Here is a 12143-nt window from a genome sequence, read left to right on the forward strand (position 1 = left end):
CCAGCGAAGGCGTTTTCATGGCCGATACAAGGCTTGAGGCCGCCTTCGCTGGCAAGCCAGCTCCTACAGGAGATCGTGTACACCTGTTCTTTTTCGTCAGAAGGCGCCCCTGTCGGACGAAAACGCCTTCAAGAAAGCTGGGCCTTGTACTCCTTCACGTATTGTCCGGCCAGGGTCTCTTTCTGTTTGTCGTCGAGCAGCTTGCCGGCCATCTGGAAAAACTTCTGCTCTTCTTCCTTCAGGTGGTGATGCACCTTTTCGCACAGCTTCTTCGCGGTCGCCAGCCAGGCCGGGCTGGACATCTCGGTCTCATCCAGCGCTTCCATCATTTCATCCATCTCGTGATGCTCGGCGATCGCATGGCGGCTGAGGTCGACGCCGTTGTCGAACTCCATCAGCGGGATGTAGAAGTGCCGCTCTTCAGCGGTTTCGTGGGCCTGGAGCTCCGACTTGAGCTGCTTGTAGGCCTCGACCCGTTCCGGGGTGTCGCCGCTGGTCCGGACCAGCGCATCGGCGTAGGCGCGTTGGCGGTCGTGGCTTTCGCGCAAGGCTTCAAAAATATTCACGGGTTGTCCTCATCGGCTGCGCTCTGGAATGACGCTGTCTAGGCTAGACATCTGCGCGGGAACGAGGGTTCCACCCAAGGACTGGAACACCGACCTCGTGCCGCGCTAGGCTTGGGAATGTTGTCCGCCCCAGCCATAAGGAAATAGCTCATGAAACTGCGAATCGAACAGTCGCAAAACCCCACGGATGAAGAGCGCCAGGCCATCCTGTTGCCGTTGCGCGCCTATAACGCGCAACAGGCCGGGGTCTCGACGCCAGAGCCCGTTGCCTTGCTGCTGCGCGATGAAAGCGGCGAGATTCTTGGCGGGCTCCACGGACGAGTGTTTTACCAATGGTTGTACATCGACCTGCTGTCGGTACCGGAACAGGCCCGGGGACAGGGCATCGGTTCGACGCTGATGCAGATGGCCGAAGACCTGGCGCGGGAGAAGGCCTGTATCGGGGTCTGGCTCGACACCTTCGACTTCCAGGCGCCGGCGTTCTACAGGAAGCTGGGTTACAGCGAGTTGGGGCAGATCGCTGACTATCCGCCGGGGCACAAGCGCTACTTTTTCCAGAAGCGCTTCGCTTAGCCCTTGTAGGAGCCGGCTTGCTGGCGACGGCGGTGTGTCAGGCGACGTTGATGTCGCCGGTGATGGCCTCTTCGCTGGCAAGCCAGCTCCTACAGGGAATGGGCGTTGCCCGTCAGGTCAGAGGCAGGTCGCCAACGCCGCCAGCCGGCGCTTGGCGACAAAGTCATCCTTCTGCGCGTAGTAGTTCAACTGTGTTCCCGAGGCATCGGTGGTCACGTCGACAAAGGCTTCCGCCGAGCGCGTGTACACCGTGGACCCGCCCTTCTTGCCCGGCTGCAGATACGCACTGGCATCGACGCCGAACACCGCCTCGTCCTGCCAGGAAAACTGCACGCACTGGGCGACGACTTTCTCCGGCTTGTTCGAGGTCAGGGTCTTGTACGGGGTTCCAGTGCGGGCATCGTTCATTGCCGAGCCCGCACATCCCGCCAGCAAGGTTACAGCCAGCGCCACCATCAGAATTCGCATTGCGTTCGCTCATCAAGAAAAAGCGGACTGTATCACCGTGGCACGGCGTATCGTTCTGCTTTACTTCATTTATACCGCGACACCGGGTGCCGATTCGCGCACCCTGTCGCGCCATTAACGCTGCATCGCACATTTTTCTGGAACGACCCATGACACCCAACGCCGAATACTACAAACCAACCGCTGAATACGCCGACAAGCTGATCAGCCAGATCGGTCAGACGCCTTCCTGGATCGCCAAGCGCATCGGCGTCACCGACAAGCGGATTCGTTACATCCTCGACGGCGAACGTACCGTCAAAGGTGAAACCACGCCGATCCAGATGACCTACCCCGAGCAGTTTGCCCTCGAGTGCCTGGCCGCAGCGGCTAAAGCCAGCAAGAAGCAGTCTGTGTAATCCATTTTCAAGGAGCGACCATGGCGGCAACCGAACAGCAACACGAGCAGGCACTGAAGAGGTTTCTCGATGAGCGCCCTGAACTGCGCGCCGAACTCGACAACCTCAACCCGCTGCTGGCCCAGGCCAAAGGCGAGACCCAGGCGCAGTACCGCGACGAGCGCCTGCACGAAGCCTTCGAGGCCGAAGCCGAGCGTCTCGGGCTGTTTGCCTGGGAACTGACCCTGCAGTTGACCGCCGCAACGCCTGAGGACTATCAGGCCCAGCGCATGGAAGTGCACAAGGAAGTGGCCGAAATGGCCGGTATGGACTGGCTGGAGTATTGCGAGTTATATGGCTTAGGCCAGTAACCCTCGCCGCTCAAGGATTTATCTAACGATGCTGCCTTCGACCTCCAGCACCCACGCCAGTCCGGGGCATCTGCATATCCAGAAATGGCGCGGACGCATCGGCCTGTCGCTGGTGGCCGCACTCTCGGTACTGGCCGGCATGACCGACGCCATCGGCTTCATGGCCAGCGGCGACTTCGTTTCGTTCATGAGCGGCAACACCACCCGTCTCGCCGTGGCCATCAGCGACGGCGACATGGGCCTGACCCTGCGCCTGACGATCCTGGTGGCCACGTTCGTCATCGGCAACGCCCTGGGCATCGTCGTCAGCCGTCTCGGCGGCCGGCGGGCGCTGCCCTTGCTGCTGTGCATCGCCACCCTGCTCTGCGGTGCCGCTGCCTGGCCGTATGAGGAACAATTGCCGGCGTTGCTGGCGGCGATCATCGCCATGGGCATGCTCAATGCCGCAGTAGAGGAAGTGAATGGCCTGCCGGTCGGCTGACTTACGTCACCGGCGCCCTGTCGCGCTTCGGCCGCGGCCTGGGGCGCTGGATGCTCGGCGAACGGCGCAACGGCTGGCGGGTGCAGTTGATTCCCTGGGCCGGGATGTTTGCCGGCGCGGTGCTCGGTGCGGTGCTGGAGCATCATCTCGGGCTCAGGGCGCTGTTTGTCAGCGGGTTGCTGGCGGGGGGGATCGGGTTGCTGGCGTTGAAGATTCCGCGGCGGTGGCAGTTGGGGTATATGCCCCGCTGAGTGGGTGATTACCTGCAGTATTGATGTTGTCTGACAGGCCGCTTTCGCTGGCAAGCCAGCTCCTACAGGGGGTCTGTGGTGGATTTCAATGATATGTACGGCACAAATCCCCTGTAGGAGCTGGCTTGCCAGCGAAGGGGACGCCTCGGTCTCAACAAAACCCCCTTCGCCGCCCCGCCGATAAAGCTTTATCATGACCGCAGTTCCGCTGATCGAGTCCGTCATGAAGTTCGCCATCGCGCTGTTTTCCGCCGCCCATGCGCCCTCCTCGCGCCGTGCCTTGCTGTTCGCCCAGGCTGCGCTGGCCGGCGGGCATGAGATTGTCCGGCTGTTTTTCTACCAGGACGGGGTCTACAACGCCTCCGGCAGCGTGGTCACGCCGCAGGATGAGCAGGACTTGCCCAGACAATGGCGCAACTTCGTCACTGAACATCAGCTCGATGGCGTGGTGTGCATCGCCGCCGCCCTGCGCCGTGGCGTGTTGAACGCAGAAGAAGCAGGGCGCTACCAGCGCGAAGCGGTTGCCGTGGCCGCGCCGTGGGAATTGTCCGGGCTGGGCCAGTTGCATGACGCGGTGCAGGACGCTGACCGCCTGATCTGTTTCGGAGGCGCGTGAAATGCCCAGATCCTTGCTGATTATCAGCCGTCAGTCGCCCTGGTCCGGGCCGAGTGCGCGCGAAGCACTGGACATCGTCCTGGCCGGCGGCGCTTTCGATTTGCCGATCGGCCTGCTGTTTCTCGATGACGGCGTGTTTCAGCTCGCCGCAAACCAGGACGCCAGGGCTCTGCAGCAAAAAGACCTGAGTGCCAACCTGCAGGCGCTGCCGATGTTCGGCGTCGAAGACCTGTTCGTCTGCGGCGACAGCGCGGCCGAACGCGGCCTGGACCCCAGGGCGTTATCGCTCGAAGAGGCCCAGGTGCTGACCGCCGGCGAAATCAGCGCACTCATTGACCGTTACCACCAGGTGATCACCCTCTGATGTCGACTTTGCACGTGTTGTCTCATTCCCCGTTCGGCGACGACCGCCTGACCAGCTGCCTGCGCGTGATCGGCGCCGCGGATGCGCTGCTGCTGTCTGGCGACGCGGCCTATGCCTTGCAACCGGGCACCGCGCCGTTCAATACCCTGGGCAGCCGCGGCCTGAAACTGTTTGTGCTGGCCGAAGACGCCCAGGCTCGCGACCTGCAAACGCCGGACTGGGCCAAGGCCATCGACTACCCGGCCTTCGTCGAACTGTCGATCCACTATGACAAGGTCAACAGTTGGCTATGAATGTCCTGACCGTGGGCGCCCGCGCCATCGAGCTGGACAAGGACGGTTTTCTGGTCGACCTGAGCGACTGGTCCCTTGAGGTCGCCAGCGCCCTCGCCGCCGCCGAAGACATCGAGCTGAGCCCCGAACACCGGGAGATCCTCGAATTGCTGCGCAGTTTCTACAGCGAGTTCCAGCTGTCCCCCGCCACGCGCCCGCTGATCAAGTACACCGCATTGAAGCTCGGCCCGGAAAAAGGCAACAGCCTGCACCTGAACCGACTGTTCAAAGGCACCCCTGCCAAACTCGCCGCGAAACTGGCGGGCCTGCCCAAACCGACGAATTGTTTATGACCGACTACCCTGCGCTGACCCTCGAAACACCCGCCGAGCACCCGTTCGCCCAGTTCGTGCGCATCCTCGGCAAAGGCAAACGTGGCGCCCGCGACCTGACCCGGGTCGAAGCGCGTGAAGCCATGGGCATGGTGCTCGACGACAAGGTCGAGGACACCCAGCTCGGCGCGTTCCTGATGCTGCTGCGGCACAAGGAAGAAAGCGCACAGGAGATGGCCGGGTTCACCGAAGCCTTGCGTGAACGCTTGCAGGCACCGGCGTTGCAGGTCGATCTGGACTGGCCGACCTATGCCGGCAAGAAACGTCATCTGCCGTGGTACCTGCTGGCGGCCAAGTGCCTGGCGCAGAACGGTGTGCGGATCTTCATGCACGGTGGTGGCGCGCACACGGCGGGCCGGCTGTACAGCGAACAGTTGCTCGACACCTTGCAGATCCCGTTGTGCCGCAACTGGCAGCAAGTCGGTTCGGCACTCGATAACGGCGGCCTGGCGTTCATGCCGCTGATGGATTGGGCGCCGCAATTGCAGCGGATGATCGACCTGCGCAACACCCTGGGCCTGCGTTCGCCGATCCACTCCCTGGCCCGGATCCTCAATCCGTTGGGCGCTCGCTGTGGCCTGCAAAGCATCTTCCACCCCGGCTACCAGGCGGTGCATCGCGACGCCAGCGGCTTGCTCGGCGACACCGCGATCGTGGTGAAAGGCGACGGCGGCGAAATCGAGATCAACCCGGATGCCGACAGCCACCTGTACGGCACCACCGGTGGCGAGAGCTGGGACGAGGAATGGCCGCAACTGTCGACCCAGCGTCACGTCAAACCGGCCAGCCTCGATCCCGAGCATTTGAAAGCCGTCTGGCGCGGCGACGTGGTCGACAGCTACCCGCAGATGGCGCTGATCTCGACCATGGCCTTGGCCTTGCGCGGCCTCGGCCAGAGCCGCGAACAAGCCTTCGATACCGCCCAGCAGTATTGGGACGCGCGGGACAGATCGATTTAACCGATCATAACTGCCCAACCTTTGCGCTTTTAGTTCGAACCTATGCGAATAGACTCCTCTCCAACGCTTATCGGTTGAGGAGTCTGGAACATGGGTTTGTTAGTCGAAGGTCGCTGGCAGGACCAGTGGTACGAAAGCAGCAAGGGCGGCGCGTTTCAGCGTGAACAGGCGCAGCGTCGCAACTGGGTGACCGCCGATGGCAAGCCGGGCCCGAGCGGTATCGGCGGCTTTGCGGCCGAGGCCGGTCGCTATCATCTCTACGTGTCCCTCGCCTGTCCGTGGGCCCACCGCACGCTGATCCTGCGCCAACTCAAAGGCCTGGAAAGCCTGATCGATGTGTCTGTGGTCAGCTGGCTGATGCTGGAAAACGGCTGGACCTTCGACCAGCACCTGGGTTCGACTGGCGACAAGCTCGATCACTTCCAGTTCATGCACCAGCGCTACACCGCCGATACCGCCGACTACACCGGCCGCGTCACGGTGCCGGTGCTGTGGGACAACCACCAGCAGCGCATCGTCAATAATGAGTCGGCGGAGATCATCCGCATGTTCAACAGTGCGTTTGATGACTTGACCGGCAATGATCTGGACCTGTATCCGGCGCCGTTGCGCAGCGAGATCGACGCGTTGAACGAGCGGATTTATCCGGCGGTGAACAATGGTGTGTATCGCGCCGGCTTCGCCACCTCGCAGACGGCTTATGAAGAGGCGTTCGATGAGTTGTTTGCCGAGCTGGATCGGCTGGAGCAGTTGCTGGGCGCCAATCGTTACCTCGCCGGTGAGTACCTGACTGAAGCCGACATTCGGCTGTTTACCACGATGATTCGCTTCGACGCGGTGTATTACGGGCACTTCAAGTGCAACCTGCGGCGGATCGCCGATTATCCGAATCTGTCGAACTGGCTACGGGAGATTTATCAGTGGCCGGGGATTGCCGAGACGGTGAACTTCGAGCACATCAAGAATCACTACTACGGCAGCCACAAGACCATCAATCCAACCAGCATCGTGCCGAAAGGGCCGGCGCAGGATTTCACGGCGCCCCATGATCGGGAGCGGTTGAGCGTGAAAGGGGTTTGGCGCAAGGCCGAGGTCTGACCTGAAGCATGGGGGTGGTTTTGAGGCCCCCTTCGCGAGCAAGCCCGCTCCCACATTTGACCGTGTTCTTCAGTTAGAACGCGATTAAATGTGGGAGCGGGCTTGCTCGCGAAGGGGCGCGACTCGTTTTCTAGACTTGCGCCTGAGCGCCCTCGAACCACGACAGTTTCTCCCGCAGTTGCACCACTTCACCCACAATCACCAGCGTCGGCGCATGCACTTCATGCTCCGCCACCAGACGGGGTAAATCGGCCAAGGTGCCGGTAAACACCCGCTGATTGACCGTAGTGCCCTGCTGGATCAACGCCGCCGGGGTATCCGCCGCGCGACCGTGCTTGATCAACTGCTCGCAGATGATCGGCAACCCCACCAACCCCATGTAAAACACCAGGGTCTGCGCCGGCGCGACCAGGTCGGCCCACGGCAGATCGGTGGAGCCGTCCTTGAGGTGCCCGGTAACGAACCGCACCGACTGCGCGTAATCGCGGTGGGTCAGCGGGATCCCGGCATAGGCCGCGCAACCGCTGGCTGCCGTGATCCCCGGTACGACCTGGAACGGGATGCCATGGGCCGCCAGTTCTTCGATCTCTTCACCGCCACGGCCGAAGATAAACGGATCGCCGCCCTTCAGGCGCACCACGCGCTTGCCGGCCTTGGCCAGGTCCACCAATTGCTGGTTGATCTGATCCTGGGGCACGGCGTGATCGGCGCGGCGCTTGCCGACGTAAACGCGCTCGGCATCGCGACGGCACAAATCGAGAATCGCCGGCGCCACCAGGCGGTCATACAGCACCACGTCGGCTTGCTGCATCAGGCGCAAGGCACGGAAGGTCAGCAGGTCGGGATCGCCCGGCCCTGCACCCACCAAATAGACTTCGCCAGTGGCAACGGGCGCTTCGCCGTTGATTTTCGCCAGCATCAAGCGCTCGGCTTCGGCACCCTGCCCGGCCAGTTGCCGGTCGGCAATCGGGCCCTGGAACACGTCTTCCCAGAATGCCCGGCGCTGCTGCACATCCGGGAACAGGCTTTTGACCTGGCTGCGAAAACGCGCCGCCAGACCGGCCAGTTGCCCGTAGGTGGAAGGAATCCAGGTTTCCAGTTTGGCGCGGATCAAGCGTGCCAGCACCGGCGCATCGCCGCCGCTGGAAACGCGATGATCAGCGGCGAACGGTCGACGATCGCCGGGAAGATCACACTGCACAGCGCAGGCGCATCCACCACGTTCACCGGCACGCAACGCCGATGGGCATCGGCGGAGACTTGTGCATTGAGTGGTTCGTCGTCGGTGGCGGCAATGATCAGCCCGCAACCGTCCAGATCGGCCTCGACGTAACCGCGCACCCGGCACTCGCCACCGCTGCCGGTCACCAGTTCCCGCAGTTGCGGTTCGATCTCCGGTGCGACCACCCGCAGCAGTGCACCGGCTTCGGCCAGCAGGCGGGATTTGCGCAAGGCAATTTCCCCGCCGCCGACGACCAATACACGACTGCCGCGAAGGTTATGAAACAGCGGCAGATAGTCCATTTAGCCGATGACCTCGATGCCACCCATATACGGTTTCAGCACCTCAGGCACACGGATCGAACCGTCGGCCTGCTGGTAGTTTTCCAGCACCGCCACCAGGGTACGACCAACCGCCAGGCCGGAACCGTTCAAGGTGTGAACCAGCTCCGGCTTGCCGGTTTCCGGGTTGCGGAAACGCGCTTGCATCCGACGGGCCTGGAAGTCGCCGCAGTTGGAGCACGAAGAAATCTCGCGGTATTTGTCCTGGCTCGGGATCCACACTTCCAGGTCGTAGGTCTTGACGGCGCTGAAGCCCATGTCGCCGGTGCACAGCGCCAGGGTGCGGTAAGGCAGCTCGAGCAGTTGCAGGACTTTCTCGGCGTTGGCGGTCAGGCCTTCCAGCGCTTCCATCGAAGTCGACGGCTCGACGATCTGCACCATCTCGACCTTGTCGAACTGGTGCTGGCGAATCATGCCGCGGGTGTCACGCCCCGACGCACCGGCTTCGCTGCGGAAGCATGGGGTGTGGGCGACGAACTTGATCGGCAGCAGTTTCGAATCGACGATTTCGCCCGCGACGATGTTGGTCAGCGACACTTCGGCAGTCGGGATCAGGTACAGGTCGGCTTCGCCTTCGCGAGTGATCTTGAACAGGTCTTCCTCGAACTTCGGCAACTGACCGGTGCCTTGCAGCGCCGGGGCTTGAACCAGGTACGGGGTGTAGGCCTCTTCGTAACCGTGTTCGCTGGTGTGCAGGTTGATCATGAACTGCGCCAGGGCACGGTGCAGGCGCGCAATCGGGCCACGCAACAGGGCGAAACGGGCACCGGACAGCTTGGCGGCGGTTTCGAAATCCAGCCAGCCGAATTTCTCGCCCAGGGCCACGTGGTCCTGAACCGGGAAATCGAACGCTTTCGGCGTGCCCCAGCGGCGCACTTCCACGTTGCCTTCTTCGTCGTCGCCGATCGGCACCGATTCGTGGGGCAGGTTGGGGATGCCCAGCAGGATCGAGTCCAGATCGGTCTGGATCGCGTCCAGCTCGACTTTACCGGCACTCAATTCGTTCGCCATGCGCTCGACATCCGCCATCAGCGGCGCGATGTCTTCACCGCGTTGCTTGGCCTGGCCGATGGATTTTGAACGCGCATTACGCTCAGCCTGCAGTGCTTCGGTGCGGGTCTGGACGGTCTTGCGCTGTTCTTCCAGCGCTTCGATGCGCGCAACATCCAGCTTATAGCCACGGGATGCCAGGCGGTCCGCTACGTCCTGAAGGTTGCTACGTAACAGTTTGGAATCGAGCATGTCGGTTTCTCGTTTATCAAAGTTTGGTCAAGGACAGGCCGGCCCAGGTGGCAAGCAGCCCGCCGAATACGCTGATCGCCGCATAGCCCAGGGCCAGCGGCACTTGCCCGCTTTCCAGCAAGCGCACCGTATCCAGTGAAAAGGATGAAAAAGTCGTCAGCCCCCCGAGGAAGCCGACAATCAACCCGGCGCGCACTTCGAAAGGCACCTCCGGGCGAATCAAAAACAGACCGTATAGAACGCCGATCAGCAGACAGCCCACGATATTAACGGCCAGCGTCGCGGTATAGAAGTGCCGCGGCCAATTAGCGTTGATCCAATTGCCGGTGGCGAAGCGCAACAGCGTGCCGGCGACGCCGCCAATGGAAACCGCAACGACCAGTGCAATCACTATTTTCTCCGCTGCCGGGGGCTGAGACGGTCAAGTTGCGCCAGGTGGTTGAGCTTTTCGCCGATCTTCAACTCCAGGCCCCGCGGCACCGGCTGATAGAAGGGTTGCGGCTCGAGTTCTTCGGGGAAGTAGTCTTCGCCCGCGGCGTAGGCATCCGGCTCGTCGTGGGCGTAACGGTATTCATCACCGTACCCCAGCTGCTTCATCAGCTTGGTCGGCGCGTTGCGCAGGTGCAGTGGCACTTCCAGCGAGCCGTGTTCGGTGGCGCTGCGCATCGCGCCTTGAAGCCCATGTACACCGCGTTGCTTTTCGGCGCGCAAGCCAGGTACGTGATGGCCTGGGCCACGGCCAATTCGCCTTCGGGGCTGCCGAGTCGCTCCTGCACTTCCCACGCCGCCAGGCACAGGCTCAGGGCCCGCGGGTCGGCGTTGCCGATGTCTTCGCTGGCCATGCGCACCACGCGCCGGGCCAGGTACAACGGATCGCAACCGCCGTCGATCATCCGCGCGAACCAGTACAACGCACCGTCGGGGTTGGAGCCGCGCACCGACTTATGCAGCGCGGAAATCTGGTCGTAGAACGCCTCCCCGCCCTTGTCGAAGCGCCGCCGGGTATCGCCCAACAGGCTTTGCAGCAGATCGACGCCGATCTCGCTGTGGTCTTCGGCCAGGTCCGAGGCATTTTCCAGCAGGTTGAGCAGGCGCCGGCCATCGCCGTCGGCCGCCGACAGCAGCATCTGGAAGCCTTCATCACTGAGGGTCAGTTGGCGTTTGCCCAGGCCACGCTCTTCGGTCAGGGCGCGCTGCACCAGTTTGCGCAGGGCCGCTTCGTCGAGGCTTTTGAGCACGTAGACGCGCGCTCGGGACAGCAATGCGTTATTGAGTTCGAACGAGGGGTTTTCCGTGGTCGCGCCGATGAAAATCAGCGTGCCGTCTTCGACATAGGGCAGGAACGCATCCTGCTGGGACTTGTTGAAGCGGTGCACTTCGTCGACGAACAGGATGGTGCGTTTGCCGTATTGCCCGGCCTGCTGTTTGGCGATTTCCACCGCCTGGCGGATTTCCTTGACCCCGGCCAGTACCGCCGACACCGTCTCGAAGTGCGCATCCGAGACTTCCGCCAGCAGCCGCGCCAGGGTGGTCTTGCCCACCCCCGGCGGCCCCCAGAAAATCATCGAGTGCAGGGCACCCTGCTCCAGGGCTTCGCGCAAAGGCTTGCCGCGAGCGAGCAGGTGTTCCTGACCGACGTACTCGTCCAGATTGGCCGCGCGCAAACGGGCGGCCAGGGGTTGAGCAATCGGGGCACTGCGAAACAGGTCCATCACTACTTATGAAACCTCACTGGGTCCTGGGGCCGATCATCCAACGTGCTAACACCACAATCCCTGTGGAGCGGCTCTCGCGAATGCGCAGTGTCAGTCGACATCATGGTTGCCTGATACGCCGCTTTCGCGAGCAAGCCCGCTCCCACAGGTTAGCGTCTGATCTTTATTCCTGGATCACGTCGGCACCCTTGGGGATGACGAACTTGAACTTGGACGCCGCAATCGGCTCGTTCGCCTTCACCCCGGTGAACAGGATATTGGTGCGCTGGCCGACGCTGTCGATCAGTTGCATATCATTGACCAGACCATTGCGGAACGACAGACGCAGGCTGTCGAACAGCGTGTCCTTGGTTTTCGGCTTGAGGGTGAAGTCGATCACGCCGCCGGCTTCCTTGGCGCTGATATCGAAGCTCTGGCTGATCTTGGACACATCACCGGACAGCAGCAATGCCGGCGTCTGGGTCAGGCGCAGGTCGAGGGTCTTGATGGTGACCTGTTCCAGGTCCGGGTCCCACAGCGTGACTTTCTTGCCGTCGGAGACCATGGTCTGCTCGGCCGGCGCATCGGTGTGCCAGTAGAACAGGCCCGGGCGCTGCAACGACATTTCGCCGGCCGTTTCCTGCAACTGGGTGCCGCCACCGTCGAGGGTCAGCTGGGAGAAACGCGCGGTCAGGGTCTGGGATTTTTCCAGCAGTTGGGTCAGGCGCGCCACGTCCTTGTCGTCGGCGTGGGCCGAGAGCGTGGTCAAAGCCAGAACCGGCAGCAACAGCATGCGGATAAGACGCATGGGAGTCCTCTTGATATTCGTGGGAGTGCGGGTGGCGCCTCGTTGCGC

14 protein-coding genes and 3 pseudogenes are annotated in these 12143 nt (G+C 62.3%); 10 read left to right on the forward strand and 7 right to left on the reverse strand.

The genetic code is table 11. The features are described from left to right. Nucleotides 1-128: 128 nt before the first annotated feature. Nucleotides 129-566, reverse strand: coding sequence for a hemerythrin domain-containing protein (locus tag BZ163_RS13220; RefSeq protein ID WP_128871287.1), 438 nt, complete (start codon nt 564-566; stop codon nt 129-131). A gap of 150 nt (nt 567-716) precedes the next feature. Here BZ163_RS13220 and BZ163_RS13225 point away from each other — a divergent pair, with 150 nt between their 5' ends. Beyond that, entirely contained in the window at nt 717-1139 is a 423-nt protein-coding gene (locus BZ163_RS13225) for a GNAT family N-acetyltransferase (RefSeq protein WP_128871288.1), read from the forward strand. A gap of 117 nt (nt 1140-1256) precedes the next feature. On the opposite strand, the gene BZ163_RS13230 is transcribed toward BZ163_RS13225, so the two are convergent. Then, a complete protein-coding gene (locus BZ163_RS13230) occupies nt 1257-1607 on the reverse strand; it encodes a hypothetical protein (protein ID WP_064678715.1) in 351 nt (116 codons plus the stop codon). Between the two features lie 149 nt (nt 1608-1756). Here BZ163_RS13230 and BZ163_RS13240 point away from each other — a divergent pair, with 149 nt between their 5' ends. The 9 genes and pseudogenes from BZ163_RS13240 to BZ163_RS13280 all read left to right on the forward strand — a co-directional run bounded on the left by BZ163_RS13240 (nt 1757) and on the right by BZ163_RS13280 (nt 6788). Next, nucleotides 1757-2005 carry a hypothetical protein gene (locus BZ163_RS13240; RefSeq protein ID WP_128871290.1) on the forward strand — a complete coding sequence of 83 codons (249 nt, stop codon included), beginning with the start codon at nt 1757-1759 and terminating at the stop codon, nt 2003-2005. A gap of 20 nt (nt 2006-2025) precedes the next feature. Continuing rightward, nucleotides 2026-2355, forward strand: coding sequence for a DUF6388 family protein (locus BZ163_RS13245; protein WP_128871291.1), 330 nt, complete (start codon nt 2026-2028; stop codon nt 2353-2355). A gap of 28 nt (nt 2356-2383) precedes the next feature. Beyond that, a pseudogene (locus tag BZ163_RS13250) lies at nt 2384-3087 on the forward strand (YoaK family protein). A gap of 223 nt (nt 3088-3310) precedes the next feature. Beyond that, nucleotides 3311-3703, forward strand: a complete 393-nt coding sequence (tusD, locus tag BZ163_RS13255) for a sulfurtransferase complex subunit TusD (protein WP_128871329.1) — start codon at nt 3311-3313, stop codon at nt 3701-3703. Between the two features lies 1 nt (nt 3704). Beyond that, a complete protein-coding gene (gene tusC / locus BZ163_RS13260; protein ID WP_128871292.1) occupies nt 3705-4067 on the forward strand; it encodes a sulfurtransferase complex subunit TusC in 363 nt (120 codons plus the stop codon). Further along, on the forward strand, nt 4067-4360 hold the full coding sequence (gene tusB / locus BZ163_RS13265) for a sulfurtransferase complex subunit TusB (RefSeq protein ID WP_128871293.1): 294 nt from the start codon (nt 4067-4069) through the stop codon (nt 4358-4360). Before tusC ends, tusB begins: the two co-directional genes overlap by 1 nt. Continuing rightward, nucleotides 4357-4692 carry a TusE/DsrC/DsvC family sulfur relay protein gene (locus BZ163_RS13270; RefSeq protein WP_128871330.1) on the forward strand — a complete coding sequence of 112 codons (336 nt, stop codon included), beginning with the start codon at nt 4357-4359 and terminating at the stop codon, nt 4690-4692. Before tusB ends, BZ163_RS13270 begins: the two co-directional genes overlap by 4 nt. Beyond that, nucleotides 4689-5690, forward strand: coding sequence for a glycosyl transferase family protein (locus BZ163_RS13275; RefSeq protein WP_128871294.1), 1002 nt, complete (start codon nt 4689-4691; stop codon nt 5688-5690). Before BZ163_RS13270 ends, BZ163_RS13275 begins: the two co-directional genes overlap by 4 nt. 90 nt (nt 5691-5780) lie before the next feature. Further along, complete coding sequence (locus tag BZ163_RS13280) at nt 5781-6788, forward strand: glutathione S-transferase family protein (RefSeq protein ID WP_128871295.1); 1008 nt, start codon at nt 5781-5783, stop codon at nt 6786-6788. Nucleotides 6789-6918: 130 nt separating this feature from the next. Here BZ163_RS13280 and cysG read toward each other — a convergent pair. From cysG to lolA, 5 genes and pseudogenes are all read right to left on the reverse strand, one after another. Beyond that, nucleotides 6919-8312, reverse strand: a pseudogene (gene cysG / locus BZ163_RS13285) (siroheme synthase CysG). Then, nucleotides 8313-9593 carry a serine--tRNA ligase gene (gene serS, locus BZ163_RS13290; RefSeq protein WP_128871296.1) on the reverse strand — a complete coding sequence of 427 codons (1281 nt, stop codon included), beginning with the start codon at nt 9591-9593 and terminating at the stop codon, nt 8313-8315. Between the two features lie 16 nt (nt 9594-9609). After that, a complete protein-coding gene (gene crcB / locus BZ163_RS13295; protein WP_128871297.1) occupies nt 9610-9984 on the reverse strand; it encodes a fluoride efflux transporter CrcB in 375 nt (124 codons plus the stop codon). Beyond that, nucleotides 9984-11305: pseudogene (locus tag BZ163_RS13300) on the reverse strand (replication-associated recombination protein A). The gene crcB and the pseudogene BZ163_RS13300 overlap by 1 nt, the downstream one beginning before the upstream one ends. A gap of 166 nt (nt 11306-11471) precedes the next feature. Next, the gene (gene lolA / locus BZ163_RS13305; protein WP_128871298.1) at nt 11472-12095 is read right to left on the reverse strand and encodes an outer membrane lipoprotein chaperone LolA; all 624 of its coding nucleotides are present in this window, start codon (nt 12093-12095) and stop codon (nt 11472-11474) included. Nucleotides 12096-12143 lie beyond the last annotated feature (48 nt).

The organism is Pseudomonas sp. VI4.1, from assembly GCF_002029345.1.
Lineage (GTDB): Bacteria > Pseudomonadota > Gammaproteobacteria > Pseudomonadales > Pseudomonadaceae > Aquipseudomonas.